General features: G+C 65.7%; 18 protein-coding genes. 3 read left to right on the plus strand and 15 right to left on the minus strand.

Features of this window, described 5'->3' with window-relative positions; genetic code table 11:
* Positions 1-216 precede the first annotated feature (216 nt).
* The gene (locus QMZ05_RS25960; protein ID WP_353703336.1) at positions 217-1,527 is read left to right on the plus strand and encodes an ABC transporter substrate-binding protein; all 1,311 of its coding nucleotides are present in this window, start codon (positions 217-219) and stop codon (positions 1,525-1,527) included.
* A 280-nt stretch (positions 1,528-1,807) separates the two neighbouring features.
* On the opposite strand, the gene QMZ05_RS25965 is transcribed toward QMZ05_RS25960, so the two are convergent.
* The 7 genes from QMZ05_RS25965 to pcaF all read right to left on the minus strand — a co-directional run bounded on the left by QMZ05_RS25965 (position 1,808) and on the right by pcaF (position 7,418).
* Positions 1,808-2,977, minus strand: a complete 1,170-nt coding sequence (locus tag QMZ05_RS25965; RefSeq protein ID WP_353703337.1) for a Gfo/Idh/MocA family oxidoreductase — start codon at positions 2,975-2,977, stop codon at positions 1,808-1,810.
* Positions 2,978-2,993: 16 nt separating this feature from the next.
* On the minus strand, positions 2,994-3,845 hold the full coding sequence (locus tag QMZ05_RS25970) for a shikimate dehydrogenase (protein ID WP_353703338.1): 852 nt from the start codon (positions 3,843-3,845) through the stop codon (positions 2,994-2,996).
* Between the two features lie 21 nt (positions 3,846-3,866).
* Positions 3,867-4,331, minus strand: coding sequence for an SRPBCC domain-containing protein (locus QMZ05_RS25975; protein ID WP_353703339.1), 465 nt, complete (start codon positions 4,329-4,331; stop codon positions 3,867-3,869).
* 10 nt (positions 4,332-4,341) lie between these two features.
* On the minus strand, positions 4,342-4,665 hold the full coding sequence (locus tag QMZ05_RS25980; RefSeq protein WP_353703340.1) for a metalloregulator ArsR/SmtB family transcription factor: 324 nt from the start codon (positions 4,663-4,665) through the stop codon (positions 4,342-4,344).
* A gap of 145 nt (positions 4,666-4,810) precedes the next feature.
* The gene (gene pcaG, locus QMZ05_RS25985) at positions 4,811-5,401 is read right to left on the minus strand and encodes a protocatechuate 3,4-dioxygenase subunit alpha (RefSeq protein ID WP_353703341.1); all 591 of its coding nucleotides are present in this window, start codon (positions 5,399-5,401) and stop codon (positions 4,811-4,813) included.
* A gap of 1 nt (position 5,402) precedes the next feature.
* Positions 5,403-6,104: a protocatechuate 3,4-dioxygenase subunit beta gene (gene pcaH, locus QMZ05_RS25990; protein WP_353703342.1), complete on the minus strand. Its 702-nt coding sequence runs from the start codon at positions 6,102-6,104 to the stop codon at positions 5,403-5,405.
* Between the two features lie 105 nt (positions 6,105-6,209).
* Positions 6,210-7,418, minus strand: a complete 1,209-nt coding sequence (gene pcaF, locus QMZ05_RS25995) for a 3-oxoadipyl-CoA thiolase (protein ID WP_353703343.1) — start codon at positions 7,416-7,418, stop codon at positions 6,210-6,212.
* A gap of 213 nt (positions 7,419-7,631) precedes the next feature.
* Between pcaF and mutS the strand changes: the two genes are divergently transcribed.
* Complete coding sequence (gene mutS, locus QMZ05_RS26000) at positions 7,632-10,358, plus strand: DNA mismatch repair protein MutS (protein WP_353703344.1); 2,727 nt, start codon at positions 7,632-7,634, stop codon at positions 10,356-10,358.
* Between the two features lie 194 nt (positions 10,359-10,552).
* On the opposite strand, the gene QMZ05_RS26005 is transcribed toward mutS, so the two are convergent.
* From QMZ05_RS26005 to QMZ05_RS26025, 5 genes are all read right to left on the minus strand, one after another.
* Entirely contained in the window at positions 10,553-11,359 is an 807-nt protein-coding gene (locus tag QMZ05_RS26005; RefSeq protein ID WP_353703345.1) for a hypothetical protein, read from the minus strand.
* 185 nt (positions 11,360-11,544) lie between these two features.
* Positions 11,545-12,054: an OsmC family protein gene (locus tag QMZ05_RS26010; protein ID WP_353703346.1), complete on the minus strand. Its 510-nt coding sequence runs from the start codon at positions 12,052-12,054 to the stop codon at positions 11,545-11,547.
* 56 nt (positions 12,055-12,110) lie between these two features.
* The gene (locus QMZ05_RS26015; RefSeq protein WP_353703347.1) at positions 12,111-12,896 is read right to left on the minus strand and encodes an ABC transporter ATP-binding protein; all 786 of its coding nucleotides are present in this window, start codon (positions 12,894-12,896) and stop codon (positions 12,111-12,113) included.
* On the minus strand, positions 12,896-13,732 hold the full coding sequence (locus tag QMZ05_RS26020; protein WP_353703368.1) for an ABC transporter permease: 837 nt from the start codon (positions 13,730-13,732) through the stop codon (positions 12,896-12,898). The genes QMZ05_RS26015 and QMZ05_RS26020 overlap by 1 nt, the downstream gene beginning before the upstream one ends.
* A gap of 227 nt (positions 13,733-13,959) precedes the next feature.
* Positions 13,960-14,934 carry an aliphatic sulfonate ABC transporter substrate-binding protein gene (locus QMZ05_RS26025; RefSeq protein WP_353703348.1) on the minus strand — a complete coding sequence of 325 codons (975 nt, stop codon included), beginning with the start codon at positions 14,932-14,934 and terminating at the stop codon, positions 13,960-13,962.
* Between the two features lie 198 nt (positions 14,935-15,132).
* Between QMZ05_RS26025 and QMZ05_RS26030 the strand changes: the two genes are divergently transcribed.
* Entirely contained in the window at positions 15,133-17,925 is a 2,793-nt protein-coding gene (locus tag QMZ05_RS26030) for a [protein-PII] uridylyltransferase (RefSeq protein WP_353703349.1), read from the plus strand.
* A 212-nt stretch (positions 17,926-18,137) separates the two neighbouring features.
* Here the strand turns inward: QMZ05_RS26030 and QMZ05_RS26035 are convergent, their stop codons facing one another.
* From QMZ05_RS26035 to QMZ05_RS26045, 3 genes are all read right to left on the minus strand, one after another.
* The gene (locus tag QMZ05_RS26035) at positions 18,138-20,084 is read right to left on the minus strand and encodes a glycosyltransferase (RefSeq protein WP_353703350.1); all 1,947 of its coding nucleotides are present in this window, start codon (positions 20,082-20,084) and stop codon (positions 18,138-18,140) included.
* Complete coding sequence (locus tag QMZ05_RS26040; protein ID WP_353703351.1) at positions 20,081-21,451, minus strand: HlyD family efflux transporter periplasmic adaptor subunit; 1,371 nt, start codon at positions 21,449-21,451, stop codon at positions 20,081-20,083. Before QMZ05_RS26040 ends, QMZ05_RS26035 begins: the two co-directional genes overlap by 4 nt.
* A 360-nt stretch (positions 21,452-21,811) precedes the next feature.
* Entirely contained in the window at positions 21,812-22,078 is a 267-nt protein-coding gene (locus QMZ05_RS26045; RefSeq protein WP_353703352.1) for a hypothetical protein, read from the minus strand.
* Positions 22,079-22,275: the final 197 nt, after the last annotated feature.

A 22,275-nucleotide genomic window follows, 5' to 3' on the forward strand; every position in this document is an offset into this window, starting at 1 on the left:
GCGCATTCCGCTTCGCTGCATGCGCAACGACCCTCCCCCTCCAGGGGAGGGTGGCATCGTGCGCTCTTATTCCGTCGTCGCGCGTTCTAGAGCTCCCACTCGACCAAAGCGCAAGACACTGCGCCCGCAATCGCGTTGACTTTCCCACCTCCCCTCCCAATACTCCCCGAAAAACAAATGCCCGTCACACAGCTGACGGTTTCAGGGGAGGACGCGATGCCGACTTCACGCAGGACGCTGCTGAAGACTTCAGCGGCTGCCGCCGCTGCTTTCAGCTTCGATTGGACACGCGCACAGGCGCAGGCCGAGACGGTGCGGATCGGTGTGATCTATGATCTGACCGGGCCATTCGCCGCCGGCGGCTCGGTCGCCTCCTCGATCGGCACCCAGATCGCGATCGATCTCGTCAACGAGAAGGGCGGCGTCGGGGGCAAATACAAGATCGCCCCTGTCAACGTTGATTCCCAGAGCAAGCCTGATGTCGCGATCAACGAGGCCAATCGCCTGATCGATCAGGAGAAGGTCGACATCCTCAACGGCGTGTTCGCGAGCTCGCACGCGGTGCCGCTCGCCGCCAAGGTCGAGCAACAGAAGCGGATCCTCTGGATCACGACCGCGGTCTCGACCGCCGTGTTCAAGGACAAGAACCTGCAATACGTGTTCCGCGCGCAGATCCATTCCGACCAATACGGCCAGGCCTTTGGCGGCTTCCTCGGCGAGCACGCCAAGGCGAAGCTCGGCATGGACCCGAAGGACGTCAAGGTCGCGCTGATCCATGAGGACGGCCCCTACGGCGTCGGCGTCGCCGCCGCCGACGAGATGTTCGCCAAGGAAGCCGGGTTGCAGGTCGTGCTCAAGGAAGGCTATTCGGCCTCCGCGCCCGACCTCTCGGTGCTGGTGACCAAGCTGAAGCGCGCCAAGGCCGACATCATCTCGCATGCCGGCTACAACCCCGACATCACGCTGTTCCTGCGCCAGGCGCGCGAAAGCGGGCTGAAGTTCAAGATGCTGTTCGGCGCCGGCGCCGGCTACAGCCAGCTCGACAAGCTGCGCGCGACCTTCGGCGCCGACATCGACAATTTCTGCAACATCGATCCCGTTCCGGCGCAGCTGCTCGATCCCGCCAAGCTCGCGCCCGGGGTCGGCGATCTCACCAAGACCATGGTTGCGCGCTACCGCGAGAAGACCAGCGCCACCGAGGTGCCGCCACACTGCTCGATGGGCTTCAACCAGACCTGGATCCTGCTCAACAATGTGCTGCCGGTTGCCAAGGAGAAATATGGCGGCTTCGATCCCGAAGCGATCCGCAAGGCGGCGCTCGATGTCGACATCCCGCCGGGCGGCACCATCCAAGGCTATGGCGTAAAATTCTATCCGCCGGGTACGCCGATGTCCGGCCAGAACGAGCGCTCGACCCCAGTCGTGATGCAGAACGCCGGCGAGCGCATCACCGTGGTGTGGCCGACGAATATAAGGACGCAGGATCCGGTGTTCCCGCTGCCGAAAGGGTCGGTGTACGGGGCTTAGTGGTTGGAGAACTGCGGCGGCAGCGGCGGTGCACCCTCTCCCACGCAACCGGGGTTTACCCCGGTTGCGCATTACGAAGCTGCGTAAGTCGGGCAAGCCCGACTTGCGTGTGGGAGAGGGCGGCTTCGATGCTCTGCATCGAAACCGGGTGAGGGGTCTCTATCCGCGAACTCTTTGACAATTGAGCTCGCGGTGGCAACCCCTCATCCGGCGCGCGTTGCGCGCCACCTTCTCCCACAAGGGGAGAAGGGAAGAAGCATCACTGCCGGAATTCGCTTCCTTACAGCACCACCCGCCTGCCCTCGTCCGCGGCCCAATAGCCGGCGTAGTTCACTTTCGTCGTCTCATACGCCAGCGCGAGATCGGCGAGCGGCTGCCGGCCGGTGGCGACGCACTCCATGAAATCCTGGATCTCCTGCAAGTACCCGCGGGTCCATTCCTCCTCGAGGCAGACATATTGCCAGCCGGTTTTGCGATCGACTTTCTCGGTGATGTAGACGCTCGCGAGCTTCTCCTCTGAGGTCTGGTAGCTGGTCAGATGCGTGTTCGGCGTGATGTTGGCGAACAGCGAGCCGCCGCTCGTGTAGGTCTCGATCAGATTGCGGACGCCGCCCATGATCATGTCGCCGGACAACACCGTCGCCTTGGTGCCATCGGAGAAGGTCGCGGTCAGCGTGCCCCAATCCTCGACGTCGACCGGATTGGCCTTGATGTAGGCGCGCTCCTCCGGCTTGAGGCCGGCCGTGACGTTGCCGACGTCGCAGGTGACGCTTGCGACATTTATGATCTCGCCGCGGGCCTTGGCCTCGACCTGCTTGAGATAGAGCACCGCCGACAGCGGATGACAGCCCATCCGGATCAACGAGCCGCCGCCGGTCATCGCCCACTCTGCGGCGTGCGCTGCATGCGAGCCGGAATGGCTCTCCTCGCCTTTCATGAAAAGGATCTTGTCGCGCGTCGCGCGGATGATCTCCGCGGTCTTGGTCACCGCCGGCGCGTAGATCCAGTCCTCGGCATACATGAAGAGTTTTCCGGTTCGCTCGATCGCGGTGCGGGTCGCCTCCATCTCCTCCATCACGCGCTGGTACATCAGCGCTTTCGGCACGTGTTTGCCGATCGGCGCTCTGTCGCCATCACGGCCGAAATAGCCGCTGAACGGCTTTTCGCAGATCACGTGCTTGCCGGCCTGCATCGCCTCGACGATCATCGCGGCGTGCAGGTTCGGCGGCGTGCAGATGTCGATGACATCAAGCTCGCGGTCGGCGATGAGCTCGGCGAAGCTGCGATAGACGTTCGGGATTTGGTGCTTGCGGGCGAACTCGACCACGTGATCGCCGCGCGCCGCGACCGCCCTCACCTCGACATCGACGCCATAGACGCGCCGATACGCGTACATGTGCAGCTCCGACACGAAGCCACAGCCGGCCAGACCGATCCTGATTTTTGTCATTATATGTCTCCGCCCTTCAGGCGGGCGGAGAGTAGCGTGCGGCCATCACGGCGTCGAACGCATTTGCCATGACGTCCGTCGAAGGCATCATGCTCGTGAACAATTCGAATGCGTGCGCTGCTGCGTAGATCGCGAGATCGCGCCCGGTCAGGACTTTGGCGCCGTTGGCCTTGGCTGCCGTGAGCAGCGGCGTCCAGAGCGGCGTATAGACGGCGTCGGCGACCCACATCGAGGGATGCAGCAGCGCGTCCGGCACCGGCGTGTCGCGGCTCGGCAGCATGCCGACCGGCGTCGCGTTGACGAGACCCGCGGCCCCTTGCGCCGCCACCTCGACGCTGGCGGCGTGAACCGCATGACGATCCCGCAGTTGGGCCGCAAGCTGCGCGGCCTTTGTCGCATCGGCGTCGAAGATCCGAAGCTCGGTCACACCGAGGCCGGCGAGCGCGAAGGCGATCGCCTTGCCGACGCCGCCGGCACCGATCAGCGCGATCGGGCCACGCGGTGCGCTGGCGAACAGAGGTTCGATCGCCCGCGCAAAGCCCGATGCGTCGGTGTTGTATCCGACGAGCCGCGCGCCGCGGGCCACGATGGTGTTGACGGCGCCGATCGCGCGCGCGTCCGGTGCGAGGTCATCGAGCAGATCGACGACCGCCTCCTTGTATGGAAAGGTGACGTTGACGCCGGCAAAGCCGAGCCGCCTGATGCCTTCGAGCATCGCGCGCAAATCGTCGCCCCCGGCGCCGTTGACCTCGATCAGCTGGTAATGCGCGTGAACGCCGAGCGCGGCGGCGGCCTGCTCGTGCATCGCAGGCGCTGCCGAATGCGCGATCGGATACCCAATCAGACCGGTCAGGAAGCGGTCGCGCATTGTCCCTCACATCGGCAGTGCTCAGCTCATGCGGTCGAGCCGAGCATAGCTGTCTTCCATGCCGTGCTCCATACCGGTCGCGAGCATCGCCGCGCGCGTCTCGGCATCCGGCAGCGTCATCCGCATGGTCATCACGGTGCCGTCGCCATCGGGCACAAAGCGGGTCTCGACATGATTGTCCGGCGTCGGATCCGGCAGATGCATGCGCTCGACATGGACGATGCGGCTGAACGGTTCGAGTTCGACGTACTCGCCGGTGAGATGAAAGCCGCCGCCCTTGCCGTCGGTCCATTCGTAACGGATCTTGCCGCCGGGCCTGAGCTCGCTGACGCAGACCGGCATGGTCCAGCCCTCAGGGCCGAGCAGCCACTTCTGCAACAGCTCCGGCTCGGTATGCGCGCGATACACCGCCTCGGGCGGTGCGACGAAGCGCCTGGTCACGACGATATAGCGGTCGCCTTCAGTCTTCAGCGTCAACTTACTCATAGGGCACCTTTCACTTCTCAGGCTTCATGGCGGCCAGCACTCCTTCCAGCCGGTCGTAGTTGGTTTCCAGCGCACGGCGCAGCATGCCGAGCCATTGATCGATCTCGGCAACCGCCGTCGGCGCCAGCCGGCACGGCCGCTTGGTGCCCTCGATCCGCCGCACGATCAGGCCGGCGCCCTCGAGCACCTTGAGATGGCGGGAGATCGCGGGCTGGGTCAGCTCGAACGGCTCGACCAGCTCCATGACCGTCGCTTCGCCCAGAGCCAGACGCGCCAGGATCGCCCTGCGGGTCGGGTCGGCGAGCGCGGAGAAGGCGGCATCGAGGTTGGCCATGCTTGATCTCATATTCTTTATATAAATTACTTGTTATATAAACAGACACGCATGGTCAAGCAAAATCCGCTGCGGCGAAGGCGCGCAGCGGATTCGGGTCGTCCCTTCAATGCTGGATTGGCGTGCCGATTGGCGCGGTCACAGCCTAGACGTCGAAGAACACCGTCTCGTCGTTGCCCTGCAGATGGACGTCGAAGGTGTAGACGTTGCCGCCCGCCTTCTTCGCGATCAGAGTCGCGCGGCGATCGGCCGGCACCAGCGCGAGGGTGGAGTCAGCGGCGTTGCCGGCTTCGTCGTCGAAGTAGATCCGGGTGTAGAGGTGCAACAGCATGCCGCGCGCGAACACCGCAAGCAGGATGTGCGGCGCCTGCGGCTTGCCGTCGGCATCCGGCACCACGCCCGGCTTGATGGTGTCGAAGGAATAGCCGCCGCTCTTGTCGGTACCCCAGCGACCAAAGCCCTTGAACGAGGAGTTCGGCAATGCGCGTGTGTCCTGCGGATCGGAGAAGCGGCCCTGGCTGTCGGCCTGCCAGATCTCCAGCATACAATCCGGGATCATGGCGCCATCGCCGTCATAGACCTTGCCCTCGACGCGGATGCGCTCGCCGGATGTATCCGGCGTCAGCAGATTGTTGGTGAAGGCGTCGTTCCACTCATACTCGCCGTTCGGCGTCAGGCCGTATTTGAAATAGGGACCGACGGTCTGCGAGGGCGTGATTCCATCAGGGCGTGACACGTTACTTGGTCTCCATCGGCGTGGCGTTGCGGCCGCGCAGCACGATATCGAAGCGGTAGCACAGCGCCCATTCCGGCTTGGTGTTGTCGAGATCGAAGGATGAGATCATCCGCGCCCGCGCCTTCTCATCGGTCACCGAGTTGAAGATCGGGTCGAACGGGAACAAGGGATCGCCGGGGAAATACATCTGCGTCACGAGGCGCGAGACGAACGAGTGCCCGAACACCGAGAAGTGGATATGCGCCGGCCGCCAGGCGTTGTGGTGATTGCCCCAGGGATAGGCGCCGGGCTTGATGGTGATGAACTTGTAATAGCCTTTGTCATCGCTCTGGGTGCGACCGGCGCCCGTAAAGTTCGGATCGAGCGGCGCCGGATGCTGGTCGACGACATGGATGTAGCGGCCGCAGGCATTGGCCTGCCACAGCTCGACCAGCGTGTTGGGCACGCCGCGGCCGTCCTCGTCGAGCACATGGCCATGCACGATGATGCGCTCGCCGAGCGGCTCGCCCTTGGCCTGGATGGTGAGATCGTTGTCGTTCGCGCGCACCGTCTCATGACCATAGACCGGCCCGGTCAGCTCCGAGAGCGTGTGCCGCATCGGGATCAGCGGCTTCGAGGGCGAACGCTTCACGGTGGAGCGATAGTCCGGCGACAATCGCGCCGGATGGGCCGCAAGCGATTGCAGCGGGTACAACAGGGTCATGGCGAATTCCTCCGCGGCCCACGCGCCCGGTGAGCTCACATCAGATCATTATAGTGCATAACCAAATTGGGGAAGGGCTGTTTTCAGCCCTTCCAAGCCATTGGATCAATTCAGCTTTTCGATCGCGACCGCGACGCCCTGGCCGACGCCGACGCACATAGTTGCCAAGGCAAGCTTCCCGCCCCGCTTCTCCATGCCGTGCACGGCGGTCAGAACCAGCCGCGCGCCGCTCATGCCGAGCGGATGGCCGAGCGCGATCGCGCCGCCATGCGGATTGACGAAATCGGCATCTTCCTTGACGCCGAGCTGGCGCAGGCAGGCGATGCCCTGCGAGGCGAAGGCTTCGTTGAGCTCGATCAGATCGAAGTCCGACACCTTGATGCCGAGACGCTCGACCAGCTTCCTGGTCGCCGGCACCGGGCCGATGCCCATGATGCGCGGCGGCACCGCGGCCGAGGCGAGGCCGAGGATCTTTGCGCGCGGGATCAGGCCGTGCTTCTTCACCGCAGCTTCCGAGGCGAGGATCATCGCGGCAGCGCCGTCATTGACACCCGACGCGTTGCCCGCGGTCACCGTGCCCGGATTGCGCACGATCGGCTTCAGCTTGGCGAGACCTTCGAGCGTGGTTTCCGGGCGCGGATGCTCGTCCTTGTCGACGGTGATCGGACCGGCCTTGCCGCCGGGCACCTGGATCGGCACGATCTCCTCGGCGAAATAGCCCGATGCGATCGCAGCACCCGCGCGCTGCTGCGAGCGGATCGCCATCGCGTCCTGATCGGCGCGCGACACCTGGAATTCCTCAGCGACGTTCTCGCCGGTCTCCGGCATCGCATCGACGCCGTACTGCGCCTTCATCAAGGGATTGATGAAGCGCCAGCCGATCGTGGTGTCGTAGATGTCGGACGAGCGCGAGAAGGCTTCCGCGGCCTTCCCCATCACGAACGGCGCGCGCGTCATCGATTCGACGCCGCCCGCGATCGCGAAATCGATCTCGCCGGCGCGGATGGCGCGGCCGGCGGCGCCGACCGCATCGAGACCGGAGGCGCACAGCCGGTTCAGGGTCTGGCCGGGAACCGACTCCGGCATGCCGGCGAGCAGAAGCGCCATGCGCGCGACGTTACGGTTATCTTCGCCGGCCTGGTTGGCGCAGCCGAAATAGACCTCGTCGACCTCGTTCCAATTGAGCGTCGGGTGCTTGGCCATCAGCGCCTTGATCGGGGCCGCCGCGAGATCGTCGGCGCGCACCTTGGCGAGCGAACCGCCGAAACGGCCGATCGGGGTCCGGACGGCATCGCAAATGAACACATCACGCATTGAATCTCTCCCTGAATGCCGCGACTTAGGCGCTGGATCGGCTGGAACTTGAGATGGTTTTAGGAGCGTGCCCGCGGCAGGTCAATTGACCGGAACGCGCGTCAAGCGCGCATTGCCGTGATGTCTTGTCATATCTACGACCGTGGACAGGGTGGAAAACCCTGGCCTCTCGGATAGGACCGCGGCGCGAAATTCTGTAGTTTCCGCCACCTCATGACCATTCAGCAGCCGATCCCCGTTCCGCCCGAAGCCACTCCCGCCGAGGCGCCGTCGCGCGTCACGCCGATGATGGAACAGTATCTGGAGATCAAGGCCGCCCATCCCGGCCTGCTGCTGTTCTACCGGATGGGCGATTTCTACGAGCTGTTCTTCGAGGATGCCGAGATCGCCTCGAAGACGCTCGGCATCGTGCTGACCAAGCGCGGCAAGCATCACGGCATGGACATCCCGATGTGCGGCGTGCCGGTCGAGCGCTCCGAGGATTATCTGCATCGCCTGATCGGCGCCGGCCACCGCGTCGCGGTGTGCGAGCAGACCGAAAATCCCGCGGAGGCCAAGGCCCGCGGCAACAAGAGCGTGGTCCGCCGCGGCGTGGTGCGGCTGGTGACGCCGGGCACGCTGACCGAAGACACGCTGCTCGACGCCCGCACCAACAATTATCTGATCGCGATCGCGCGCGCCCGCGGCTCGGCCGGCGCCGACCGGCTGGGCCTTGCCTGGATCGACATCTCGACCTCCGAATTCATGGTGACGGAGTGCGCGACATCAGAGCTCGCCGCGACCTTGGCGCGGATCAACCCGAACGAGGCGATCGTCACCGACGCCCTCTACAGCGACCACGAGCTGGCGCCGACCCTGCGCGAGTTGCCGTCGGTAACGCCGCTGACCCGCGACGTGTTCGACAGCGCCACCGCCGAGCGGCGGCTGTGCGATTATTTCGCGGTTGCGACGATGGACGGTCTCTCCGCAATGTCGCGGCTGGAGGCGACCGCTGCCGCCGCGGCCGTCACCTATATCGACCGCACCCAGGTCGGCAAACGTCCGCCGCTGTCGCCACCGGCACGCGAAGCCGCCGACACCACGATGGCGATCGACCCCGCGACCCGCGCCAACCTCGAACTGACGCGGACGCTGGCCGGCGAGCGCCGCGGCTCGCTGCTCGATGCGATCGACTGCACCGTGACCGCGGCCGGCTCGCGGCTGCTGGCGCAGCGGCTTGCCGCGCCGCTCACCGACGTTGCCGTGATCGCGCGGCGGCTCGATGCGGTCTCGGCCTTCGTGGCAGACTCCGCGGCACGCGAAGACATCAGAACCGTGCTGCGCGCGGCGCCCGACATGTCGCGCGCGCTGGCACGGCTCTCGGTCGGCCGCGGCGGCCCGCGCGATCTCGCCAGCCTGCGCGACGGCATCCTTGCCGCCGACCAGGCGCTGGACCTGCTGGCGCAGCTTGCCGATCCGCCGGCCGAGGTTTCGACCGTGATGGCGGCCTTGCGGCGCCCCTCGCGCGACCTGGCGCAGGAATTCTCCCGCGCACTGTCAGAGCAACTGCCGCTGATCAAGCGCGACGGCGGCTTCGTCCGCGAGGGCTATGAGGCCGCGCTCGACGAAAGCCGCAATCTGCGCGACGCCTCGCGCCTCGTCGTCGCCGCGATGCAGGCGCGCTATGCTGAGGACACCGGCATCAAGACGCTGAAGATCCGGCACAACAACGTGCTCGGCTATTTCGTCGAGGTCACCGCGCAGCACGGCGACAAGCTGTTCGCGCCGCCGCTGAACGCGACCTTCATCCATCGCCAGACGCTGGCCGGGCAGGTCCGCTTCACCACGTCAGAGCTCGGCGAGACCGAGGCCAAGATCGCCAATGCCGGCGAGCGCGCGCTCAATCTCGAGCTCGAGGTCTTCGAGCGGCTGAGCGCGATGGCGCTCGCGGCCAGCGACGATCTGCGCAACGCCGCGCATGCCTTCGCGATGCTCGACGTCGCGACCTCGCTGGCGAAGCTTGCGATCGACGACAATTACGTGCGGCCCGATGTCGACGGCTCGCTCGGCTTTGCGATCGAGGGCGGCCGGCATCCGGTGGTCGAGCAGGCGCTGAAGCGCGACGGCCAGCCGTTCATCGCCAATGCCTGCGATCTCTCTCCCGCGCCCGCGCAGAAGTCCGGCCAGCTCTGGCTGATCACCGGTCCGAACATGGCCGGTAAATCGACCTTCCTGCGCCAGAACGCGCTGATCGCGCTCCTTGCTCAGATTGGCAGCTATGTGCCGGCGTCGCGGGCACGGCTCGGTATCGTCGACCGGCTGTTCTCGCGCGTCGGCGCGGCGGACGACCTGGCGCGCGGCCGCTCGACCTTCATGGTCGAGATGGTCGAGACGGCCGTGATCCTCAATCAGGCCAGCGAGCGGTCGCTGGTCATCCTCGACGAGATCGGCCGCGGCACGGCGACCTTCGACGGCCTGTCGATCGCCTGGGCTGCGATCGAGCATCTGCATGAGAGCAACCGCTGCCGCACGCTCTTTGCCACCCACTATCACGAGCTGACCGCGCTCTCGGCCAAGCTGCCGCGGATGTTCAACGCCACGGTGCGGGTCAAGGAATGGCAGGGCGACGTCGTGTTCCTGCACGAGGTGTTGCCGGGCTCCGCCGACCGCTCCTACGGCATCCAGGTCGCAAAACTCGCCGGCCTGCCGCCCGCGGTGATCGCGCGCGCCAAATCGGTGCTGGCCAAGCTCGAGGCCCAGGACCGCGGCCAGACCGCCCGCGCACTCGCCGACGACCTGCCGCTGTTCGCCGTGCCCTCCCGCGCCGCCGCCGAGGACAAGCCACCGAGCGAGGCGGATCTGCTGGTCGAGGCGGTGAAAGCGCTGCACCCCGACGAGATGTCACCGCGCGAGGCGCTGGATGCGCTGTATGCGCTGCAGGCGAAGCTGCCGAAGCAGTAGCTTCGTAGCCCGGATGCAGCGAAGCGAAATCCGGGACCGCTTCCGCCATTTGCGCGACCGCCCCGGATTGCGCTGCGCTCCATCCGGGCTACAAAACTCTCCACCGTCATTGCGAGCGAAGCGAAGCAATCCATGCCTCAGCATATGCGGTGGCATGGATTGCTTCGTCGCTGGGCTCCTCGCAATGACGGACGTCAGGCTTTGTGCGCTAACCGCTTCCTCCGCCCGAGCTGCCACAGCACCAGATTCCACGCGATGCAGGTGGCGAGCGCGCAGCAGAGGCCGATCGCCGAGCCGAATTGCAGCACCGCGACGTGTAGCACGGCGATGCCGAGACCAAAGCCGAGCAGGCCCCAGGCGCTATTGGCGAGCACGGCGGCGGTGGCGGGGCCGCCGATCCGCGGATGCAGGATCAGCATCATCGAGGAGAACACGATCGGAAACAGCGCGATCACGCCGGTGACGCGCGGGCCGACCCAGGTCGACGCGGTGACCACGGTGCCGACCAGGCTCGCGACCAGCGCGGCCCGCAGCGGAATGTCATACCAGCGCCGCGCGATCAGCGGCATTTTGGCGACGTGCCGATACGGCTTGAGCAGCGGGATGCAGATCGCGAACGCAACGGCGTTGAGGATCAGCCCGCCGGTCAGCGTCCAGGCGAACTGGCGGATGATGGTGCCGAGCACCAGCCACAACGCGATCGCGCTTCCCGCGCTGATCCACATGCTGAAGCGCTGCGCCAGCACCGCGTAGGTCAGGCCCATGAAGATCGTCGCCGCATTGACCGGCAGGCTCGACAGCGCGCCCTCGGCGATGAAGGCGGCATCGTGGTCGAGCGCGAGGAAGGTGTAGGACGGCCCGGCCGAGATCGGCAGGGTCGCGATCAGCGCACCGATCACCGGCCCCGACCGCTCCGTGATGATGGACGCACTGACCACGAACGCGGCCGCAACCGCCATGCGCAGCACGAGGAGCAGGATGAAGTGGAGCTCGGGGGACATTTCTTTTTTTCTTATCCTCCCCTGGAGGGGGAGGATCGGTTCGCATGCAGCGCAGCGAAATGCGAACCGAGGTGGGGTGATCTCTCAACAGGAAAGACTGATCGGGTGGAGGGACCGTCACCCCACCCCGCCTCGCATCTGGCGATGCTAGACGACCCTCCCCCTCCAGGGGAGGGTAAGAGCGATCACACCCGCAGCATCGTCACGGTCACCTTCGGGCCGCTCTTGATGGTCTGATAGACCACGCAATAGCGCTCGGTGAGCTTCAGCAACAGATCGAGCTTGTCCTGCGGCGCGTCGGTGCCGACGTCGAATCGGAGGCGGATCTCGCGGAAGCCGACCGGGGCCTCCTTGTCGACACCGAGCGTGCCGCGGAAATCGAGATCACCCTCGGCGAACACATTGCCGACCTTCAGCGGCACCTCGACGGCGGTCGCGACCGATTTCAGCGTGACGCCGGCGCAGGCGACCAGCGCCTCCAGCAGCATATCGCCGGAGCAAAGCTCGAGCCCGGAGCCGCCGGTCGCGGGATGCAGGCCGGCGACCGCTAGCGCGCGGCCGGTCTCGACCTTGCAGGACAGGCTTTCGCTGTCGATCGTACCCTTGGCCTTCAGCGTGATCACGGCGGCCTGCGGGTCGGCCTTGTAACGCTCCTTGATCGGAGCCTGCATTGCGCGGAGTTCGGCGGAGTCCATGGTTCTGCTCCCGGCTATTTTTCTTTATTCCGGTGTAAGGCCTTAAGCCGCCGATGTCACCACCACATCGCCTCGCCGGCGCTGGATTTGTCCGTAACGTCACGCACCGAGCGATCCAGCGAGCGGTCGAGCGCGGTCAGCACGCGGCGCTTGAAGGTATCGAACAGCTCCGATTTGCGGTTACGCGGCCGCGCCAGGTTGATGGTGATCTGCTCGAACAGCCGGCCCGGCCGCGGCCGCATCACCAGCACGCGGTCGGCGAGCACCACGGCCTCGTCGACGTCATGGGTGACCAGGATCAGGGTGGGGCGGGCGTCGGCCCAGAGATCGAGCAGATGGTCCTGCAGATCGCGCCGCGTGAAGGCATCGAGCGCCGAGAACGGCTCATCGAGCAGCAACACTTCCGGCTGCGGCACCAAAGCGCGGGCGATCGCGACCCGCTGTGCCTGCCCACCGGAGAGCTCGCGCGGCCAGGCTGAGGCCTTGTCGGCAAGACCGACGCGGGCCAGCGCCGATGCGACTCGCTCGCCCCTCGCATCAGCCGCAAGGTCGGCGAGACCGAAGCCGATATTATCGGCGACGCTGAGCCAGGGCAGCAGCCGCGGCTCCTGGAAGATGATGCCGATCTTGGCGTGCGGCGAGGTGATGACGGCATTGTCGAGCGTCACGCTGCCGGTGCTGGCGCGATCGAGACCGGCGATGGCGCGCAGCAGCGTCGACTTGCCGCAACCGGAGCCGCCGATGATGGCGATGATCTCCCCGGGCGCAATCTCCGCCGAGAAGCGCTCCAGTGCGTGGACGCCGTTCGGGTAGGTCTTGCCGACGTCTTTGAGTGCGAGCATCACTGCCCTCCCCGCGCGCCGAATGCGTCCTGCCAGCGCAGCAGCGGCGCGGCGGCGACCTCGATCAGCCAGTCGGTCAGCTTGCCGAGGATCGCGAAGATCACGATCGCGGCGAGGATCTGCGCCGGCTTGCCGAGTTGCTGGCCGTCGAGCAGGAGATAGCCGAGGCCTTCGGAGGCGCCGATCAATTCGGCCGCGACCACGAACATCCAGCCGAGGCCAAGGCCGACCCGCAGCGCGACCACATAGGCCGGCAGCACCGCCGGCAACAGGATGCGGCGGATCATGGCCGGCCCGGACAGGCGGAACACGCGCCCGACCTCGACGATCTTGCGATCGACCGAGAGGATCGCGCCCATCACGCCGAGATAGATCGGAAAGAACACCCCGACCGCGATCAGCGCGACCTTCGAGGTCTCGAAGATGCCGAGCCAGAGCACGAACAGCGGCACCCAGGCCAGCGAAGGGATCGCGCGCAACGCCTGCACCGTCGGATCAAGCAGCCGCTTGGCGAAATCCCAATAGCCGGAGATCGCCCCCATGATGGTGCCGGCGATCACGCCGAGCGCAAAGCCCGCACCGACGCGCCACAGCGTCGCCAGGATATGCCGCGACAGCTCGCCGCTCCTGGCGAGCTCGACGATGGTCTGAAACACCTTGGACGGTGGCGGCACCAGGCGGCCGTTGGAGAAGCCGAGATAAACCACCAGTTCCCAGCCGAGCGCACACACCACCGGCACCAGAAGCCCGAGCGCCGGCCGCGCAAAGCGCGACCACCGCGCCGGCGCCGCACGCGGCGCGGCCGTCTGTTCCAGCGCGGGCAGGTCAACGGTCATGGCCATAGCAAGAACTATTCTTCGCGGGGGATTGCAAGGTGGGGGCGATGACCTCTTATCCTCCCCTGGAGGGGGAGGATCGGTTCGCATGCAATGCGAACCGAGGTGGGGTGAAGGTCTCTCGGATCGGGCGCTGCCCGAGTGGAGAGATCACCCCACCCCGGCTCCCGTCTCGCTTCGCGCGCTGTGAGCCGACCCTCCCCCTCCAGGGGAGGGTGAAGGCGGAGCTAGTTCGTCGGCAGCGGGACCTGGTCGTCGATCAGCGCATCCAGCGCGGCTTTCACGTCGGTCTTGGCGTCGATCACGCCGGCCTGTTGCAGGGCGAGGCCGGCGGCGAGGATGGATTCGCGCTGGGGGCTGCCGATCCGGCTGTGGGTCAGCTCGGTACGTTCCTTGAGCTGCTTGTCGACCACGGCGTCCGGCAGTTTCGTCACCGCAATGAAGGTCTTCTTCAGCTCATCATAGTTCGTCAGCGAGTATTTCCGCGCTTCCTCATACGTTGCGAGCACCCGGCGCACGATATCCGGATGAGATTTCAGGAACTCCTCGCGGACATTGAGGATGCCCCAGGTGTTGGCGTCGGCCTTGCGGTAGAACAGCTTGGCGCCCTCCTCGACTTCCGCCTGCGCCATCATCGGGTCGAGGCCGGCCCAGGCGTCGACGTCGCCGCGGATCAGTGCAGTCTTGCCGTCGGCGTGCTGCAACAGCACGGGCGTGATGTCCTTTTCGGTGAGGCCGGCGCCGAGCAGCGCGCGGACCAGGAAGATGTGCGGGTCGGTGCCGCGCGTCACCGCAACGCGCTTGCCCTTGAGATCGGCGACCGACGCGATCTTGGAATCCTTGGTGGCAACCAACGCGGTCCATTCGGGGCGCGAATAGACATAGATCGACTTGATCGGGTTGCCGTTGATCCTCGCGACCAAAGCGGCCGAGCCCGCGGTCGAGCCGAAATCGATCGAGCCGGCATTGAGGAATTCGAGCGCCTTGTTGGAGCCGGCCGACTGCACCCAGACGATGCTGATGCCGTCCTTGGCGAACTCCTTCTCCAGCAGGCCCTTCTGCTTCAGGACCATCGACACCGGATTGTAGGTTGCCCAGTCGATCCGGATCTCCTTCAGCGCGTCGGCCGCGAGCGCCGCGCCGGGCAGCAATGTCGAGATCGCGAAGAGCGCTGCAAAGGCGCGCCGGGAAAATTTGTGCATTCGTCGACCCCCTCGATCAGATTAAGAAACAATCTTTTATTTCAATGAGTTAGCCTTGCGGTCAACGAGAAAATCTCTACCCTTTACGCGACGGCGCGAGAACGATCTTGCCCGAAGCGCCGCCGGGAAAGCATGGAGCTGCTGTCGTCATACTTTGGTCAGTGACAGCAACAGCTCCGTCCGATATCGGATGAACGTATGGACAGCGTCGTAGCCGAAGTCCGCCCTGAAGCGGATGATCGTTTCGAGACCGAGCGGATCACCGCGGCGGTCAATGCACTCGCCGAACAGCATGCCGGCCGCGAGGACCAGTTCCGCGCCGCGATGGCGCAACTGCTCAAGGCCGAGCTGATCGCGGCGCGCGCCACGGCGCAGGCGCTGCTGCTGAAGGACCGCCACGGCCGCCGCTGCGCCGAACGGCTCTGCTTCGTGCAGGACGAGATCATCCGCATCCTCTATGCCGCGGCGACCCGGCATCTCTACCACTCGCCGATCCCCTCCGGTGCCGAACGCATGGCCGTGGTCGCGACAGGCGGCTATGGCCGCGGGCTGATGGCGCCGGAATCCGACATCGATCTGTTGTTCATCCTGCCCTACAAGCAGACCGCCTGGGGCGAGCAGGTCGCCGAAGCCATTCTCTATTGCCTCTGGGACATGGGGCTGAAGGTCGGCCACGCCACCCGCTCGGTCGATGAATCGATCCGGCAGGCGCGCGGCGACATGACGATCCGCACCGCGATCCTGGAGACCCGGTTCCTGACCGGCGACCAGCCGCTCTATGACGAGCTGGTCGAACGCTTCGACAAGGAAGTGGTGCAGGGCACCGCGGCGGAATTCGTCACCGCAAAGCTTGCCGAGCGCGAGGAGCGGCACCGCCGCGCCGGCCAGTCGCGCTATTTGGTCGAGCCCAATGTCAAGGACGGCAAGGGCGGCCTGCGCGACCTGCACACGCTGTTCTGGATCGCCAAATACGTCTACCGCGTGCGCGAGACCGACGAGCTCTTGGAACGCGGCGTGTTCGACGCGCAGGAGTACCGCACCTTCCGCCGCTGCGCCGACTTCCTGTGGTCGGTGCGCTGCAATCTGCACTTTTTCGCGGGGCGCGCCGAGGAACGGCTGTCGTTCGACATGCAGCGCGAGATCGCGGTCCGGCTCGGCTACACCTCGCATCCCGGCATGCAGGACGTCGAGCGCTTCATGAAGCACTACTTCCTGATCGCGAAAGACGTCGGCGACCTCACCGCGATCCTGTGCGCCAAGCTCGAGGAGGAGCACAACAAGCCGGCGCCGGTGCTGAGCCGGATGGTGGCGCGGCTGCGGCCCGGCACCAAGCGGCGGCGGGTTAACGGCAGCGACGACTTTATCGTCGACAACAACCGCATCAACCTCGCCGCGCCCGACGTGTTCAAGCACGATCCGGTCAACCTGATCCGGATCTTCCGCCTCGCGCAGCAGAACAACCTCGCCTTCCATCCCGATGCGATGCGCACGGTGACGCGTTCGCTGAAGCTGATCAACACCCAGCTGCGCGAGAACGACGAAGCCAACCGCCTGTTCATGGAGATCCTGACCTCCGACAATGCGGAGGTGGTGCTGCGGCGGATGAACGAGACCGGCGTGCTCGGCCACTTCATCCGCGCCTTCGGCAAGATCGTCTCGATGATGCAGTTCAACATGTACCACCACTATACGGTGGACGAGCATCTGCTGCGCTGCATCGGCTTCCTGCAGGACATCGAGCGCGGCGGCAACGAGGAGTTCACGGTCGCCAGCGACCTGTTCCGCAAGATCCGCCCCGAGCACCGCCCGGTGATCTATATCGCGACCCTGTTGCACGACATCGCCAAGGGCCGGCCGGAGGATCACTCGATTGCCGGCGCCAAGGTGGCGCGGCGGCTGTGCCCGCGGCTCGGCTTCTCGGCCGCCGACACCGAGCTGGTGGCGTGGCTGATCGAGGAACATCTGACCATGTCCACGGTGGCGCAATCGCGCGATTTGTCGGACCGCAAGACCATTGAGAATTTCGCCGCCGTGGTGCAGTCCGTCGAGCAGATGAAGCTGCTGACGATCCTGACCACCGCCGATATCCGCGGCGTCGGCCCCGGCGTCTGGAACGGCTGGAAGGCGCAGCTGTTGCGCACGCTGTATTACGAGACCGAGCCGGTGCTGACCGGCGGCTTCTCGGAGGTCAACCGCGCCCAGCGCATCGCGGTGGCGCAAGCCGAATTCCGCCGCGCCTTCACCGAATGGCCGGAAGCCGAGCTCAACGCCTATATCGGCCGGCACTATCCGGCCTACTGGCTCAAGGTCGAGCTGCCGCGCAAGATCCGCCAGGCACGCTTCATCCGCGCCAGCGAGCAGGCCGGCCACAAGCTTGCGATCAATGTCGGCTTCGACGAGATCCGTGCCGTCACCGAGCTCACGATCCTGGCAACCGACCATCCCTGGTTGCTGTCGATCATCGCGGGCGCCTGCGCCTCGGCCGGCGCCAACATCGTCGACGCGCAGATCTACACCACGACCGACGGCCGTGCGCTCGACACCATTTCGATCTCGCGTGAATACGACCGCGACGAGGATGAGGGCCGCCGCGCCACAAGGATCGGCGAGATGATCGAGCACGTGCTGGAAGGCAAGCTCAGGCTGCCCGAGGCAGTGGCGAAGCGCGCGGTGCGCAGCAAGACGCGGCCGTTCATCGTCGAGCCCGAAGTGACCATCAACAACCAGTGGTCCGACCGCTACACCGTGATCGAGGTCTCCGGCCTCGACCGCCCCGGCCTGCTCTACCAGCTCACCACGGCGATCTCGAAGCTCAACCTCAACATCGCCTCCGCCCACGTCGCGACCTTCGGCGAACGCGCCCGCGACGTGTTCTACGTCACCGATCTGCTCGGCGCCCAGATCACCGCGCCGACCCGCCAATCGGCGATCAAGAGCTCGCTGCTGCATCTGTTGTCGAGCGAGGACCAGGCCGCGAAGCCGGCGGCGTAGAAATCGCAGAGGCGCATAGGCCTGTCCCGTCATCCTGAGGAGGCCGCGGCCGTCTCGAAGGATCGACGGCCCGGCTATTGCCGAACGAGTCGGAGTACGCGGAAGCGTCCGGGCCGTTCACCCTTCGAGACGCGCGTTCCGCGCTCCTCAGGATGACGGAATGGAAAGCGCTCCGCGGAAGGAGCAACACCGCGAAGCCCGATCGCAGCGATTCAACCAAACAACCGCATCAGCAACGCCTTGCCGACCGGGGCGGCGCGCACGCCGTGGAAGGCGCGGACATATTCGCCGGCATAGAATGCGCGCACGACATTGATCCGCGTCGCGGCCGCGTCCTCGAAACGGACGCCGAAGCCGTCGCGGGTGCGGCGGACCACGAGCGCGGTGACATTCTGGCCGTAGACATTGCATTTGATCGAGACCCCGATTGCCGGCGGGGCGGGATCGATGAAGCGCGCGCCCGATATCGAGATGTCGGCCATCCGCACCAGCCGCGACCCAGCGCCTTCCTGAATCAGGATCGGCTCGTCGCGCTCGAAGCGCTCGGCCTTCCTGCGCCGCGGCTGCTCGATGCAGATGAAGCAGACGATCGCCAGCACGACGCAATTGTACAGGCTCCAGCCCAGCGCCAGCCCGCCATAGGCGATGTTCTCGCCGCGCAGATGCAGGATGAAGGCGTAGGCAATCGCGAACAGCGTGATCAGCAGGGCACCGCCATAGAGCCGCAGCAGCGGCCATTCGATGAAGCGGCGATTGCGGTCGCCGCCCTTCGCCGTCACCTTGAACTTGTGGCCCTGCGGCCGGGCCAGCCCGGTCACGACCGCCTTCAACACCGCGGGGGCTGCGATGTATTGCGAGACGTCGGTCATGATCGCGAGCGAGCGGCCGCGGGAGATCCAGGCCATGGTGAAGGCGTGCCAGACGTAGAACGGCATGAAGTATTTCAGGAGTTCGGACAGGTCGGCGTGAACCGCCTTGATCCCGAACAGCAGATAGAGCCAGGGCACGACCAGCCCGAGAATCTTGGTGCCATAGACCGCCGCCCAGCTCATGAAGGCATCGACCAGCGACAGGCGATCCATGAATTCGAGCTTCGACTGCCGCGAGAACGGCCCGCTGCGGCCGCGGACGATCTGCATGAAGCCGAGGCACCAGCGCCCACGCTGGGTGATGTACTCCTTCAATCCCTCCGGCGCGAGGCCGAGCGTCAGGCGCTCGTTGAGATAGACCGTGCGCAGCCCCTTCTCCTTCAGGCGCAGCGTGACAAGGTAATCCTCCGTCACCGAATCGGTCGGGAAGCCGCCGATCTGCATCAGGCCGGCGTAGCGGATCAGCGATGAGGTGCCGCAGCAGAACGCGGTGCCCCAGACGTCCTTGGCCGGCATCAGGATATCGAAGAAGAAGCGCTGCTCGTCGGGCCAGACGTCGGTCGCGGCGAGATTGGTCTGGATCGGATCCGGGTTGATGAAGTGCTGCGGCGTCTGCACGACGCCGATGGTGCCGTCCTGCATCAGGCTCATCGCCCGGGTCAGGAACTCCGGCATCGGGACAAAATCCGCATCGAGGATCGAGACGAACTCCGGCCGGTCCGGCAGCGCGGACACGTGCTGGAGCGCATGATTGATGTTGCCGGCCTTGGCGTGACTGTTGTCCGGACGGGTCAGGTAGTTGCAGCCTAGCTCCTGGGCGAGCCGGCGCAGCCACAGCCTGCGCCCATCGTCGAGCACCCAGACGCGATAATTGGGATAGTTGAGCCCGGTCGCGCCGATGATGGTGCGCTCGAGGATCGCCTTCTCCTCATTGTAGGTGCAGATGAAGACGTCGACGAGCGGCGCATCCGTGGCCGCCCGGGATCGGCGCAAGATGGCATTGACCTCGGGCGAGCGATCGATGGTCCGGCTGAGGAACAGAAGCGACAGGCACACCGCAAACATCGAGGCCGCCTCGGCCACCACGAAGGGATAGCCGACCAGCGCATCGGCGGTGAGGCCTACCGGCGGCAAGGTCTGGGTTACGCGCCAGGCGAAATAGTGCAGCAGCAGGACGAACGACATGCCGGTCATCATGACGCGGGCCAGCGTCTGCTCGCGCCGGAGCAAGGGCAGGATCGCAAGGCAGGCGCCAAAGGCGACCAGCCCGGGCGCAAATGCCGTCATCATGGCTTTGCCGCGTCCGTGTTGAACACCACCCGCCCGGTGCGGCCGACCGCGCAATCCTTGCCCGTGCTGTCGGTCGTCGGCATCGAGACCGTCACCCGATACGGCTCCTTGTTCAGTGCATCCGGATTGATCGCAAGGTTGGCGGGCGCGCCGGAGGCGCCGGTGAGGTTGACGATCTCACCCTGGATCGCGGCGCTGCCGTCGTTCGGCTCGAAGCTCGCCTGCTCGCCGAGCCTGAGGCGATTGTAGACGCCTTCGGTGACGTTCGCGGTGACCACCTCGCCGGTGCAGTCGAGCAGCTTGAGCAAAGGCTGCCCGGCCCTGACGTCTTCGCCGGGCGAGGTCATCATCTCCCAGATCCGGCCCCCGACCGGGGCCTTGATGTCGGCTTCGGCGCGGTTGATGTAATGCAGCTGCTCGGAGGCGATCTCGTGGGTCAGCCAGTCGATCTCGGCATCGGCATGCGCCAGATCGGCGCGCAGGTCGCTGACGCGCTGGCGCATCTCCTCTTCGCGCTGCACCGAGCTCGGCCGGTCGTTGTAGCTGTCGCCGAGATAGGTGCCATGCCTGGCTGCCGTGAGCTCGACCTTGGCGGCATCGAGGCGGCGCTGCGCGCCGATCTCGGTCTGCTGGGCGATCGACTGCTCGCGCGTCAGCCGGGCCATCTCGACCGTCGAGACGCTGCCCGATTTGATCAGCGACGAGGCGCGTTCGACCGCAGCCGTGGCCTCCTCCCGCCGCGCGGCCGCGGCCTCGATCGCGGTCTGGATTTCGGCGATGCGCGCCTCGAGCTGCAGAATGCGGCCGTCGCGGAACTGACCGGCCTGGCGGGCGAGGTCCTGTTGCGCAGTCTCGGCGGCGGCGAGCTTGGCGGCGAAGCTCGGGCGCTCATTTTCCAGCCGCGACATCTGCCGCCGGAGATCGTCGAGCCGCACCCGATCGCCGCGCGCATTGACGACGTGCAGGATCGCATCGCCCTCATGGACCACGCTGAGCTGCGTCGAGCCCTGCTGCGGCTTCGCGCTGACGGTGCCGTCGATCGGCGAGCGCAGGGTCACGATCCTGGCATTGACCACGGCCTCGACGCTCGAGATCTGCAGCACGGCTTTCAGCGGCAGCCACCCGAACACGGCAACGATCGCAAGGCCGATGCCGACCTTGAGCAGGCGCCGAACCCACCGGCCCGAGCCTGCCGGCGCTTCGGGGTGGGGAGCGCTATCGCCGGCGGGCTCGCTGACCGGCTCGTCGTGCGCCGGCTGCAGCCGGTCCTGCAAGGCGCGCTGCAATCCGCGGGCGCCTTCGGCCTCATCCTTGGTGACCGAAGTATTGTCGTTGGGAAGCGGCTTGTGCTGCTGTGCCTGATTCATGATGACCGGCCCCTGATCTGTCAGTGCGCGAACCAACGCACAGCTCACCAGAGCGATGCCGTTGCCGGACCGATCCAATAATCAGGTGCTTCAAAAGCAGCTAAAGCGAACCCGGCATCTTTCGGAAAACTTTCGGCAATTCGCGATGGCCGAGAACCCGGCGCGGGACGGACGCCGTCGACCTGCTTGGCCCGTCATTCGGGACGCTTCCGAAAAAACTGAGCCCGGAATCCATCAGGGCTAGAGGGGACTGGATTCCGGGCTCTCACGGAGGCTGTTATCGGACCCGTCTGCGCGACCCTGGCGTGAGCAGCCATCGCTCCGGTCCGGCAGCCTGCCGGGGCTAACTCCTGGGATGGCCTACGATGCTTGATCCGGCACGCCTGCTTGCGCCTGCAGCGCTGCCAGGCTCGCGCCGAGCAAGGCCAGGTAGCTCGCCTGACAGATCACGACGCCCAAATCGAAGACGTCGAGCAGATCGATCCAGGATTGATCGGCCGGCACGCTCGCGGCTTGCTTGCCACCATCGATAACGGTCGGCTGGAAGCCGCGCTTGGGCCTCTGACGCGTTGCCTCGTGCCCGGCATCTTCGGAGCAGAGGATCAAATGCAGGCGCCTGTTGGGCATTTCAATCTCCCGTCTCTGATTGGCGATTGCCGAAGCCCGGAAACCTCTACTGTCATCGAGTTACCCAATAAGCGTAGTCACCGGGAAGAAACGGGCCATTGAACGGAGGTTGATCCGGCCGTTACATTCGGCTGGGGAGGACCATACTTAGGTTTAGTCGCAACCTGGGACTGAGGGCGCCTGCGCGCTTCGCTTCC

Source organism: Bradyrhizobium sp. INPA03-11B, assembly GCF_040446015.1.
Lineage (GTDB): Bacteria > Pseudomonadota > Alphaproteobacteria > Rhizobiales > Xanthobacteraceae > Bradyrhizobium > Bradyrhizobium macuxiense_A.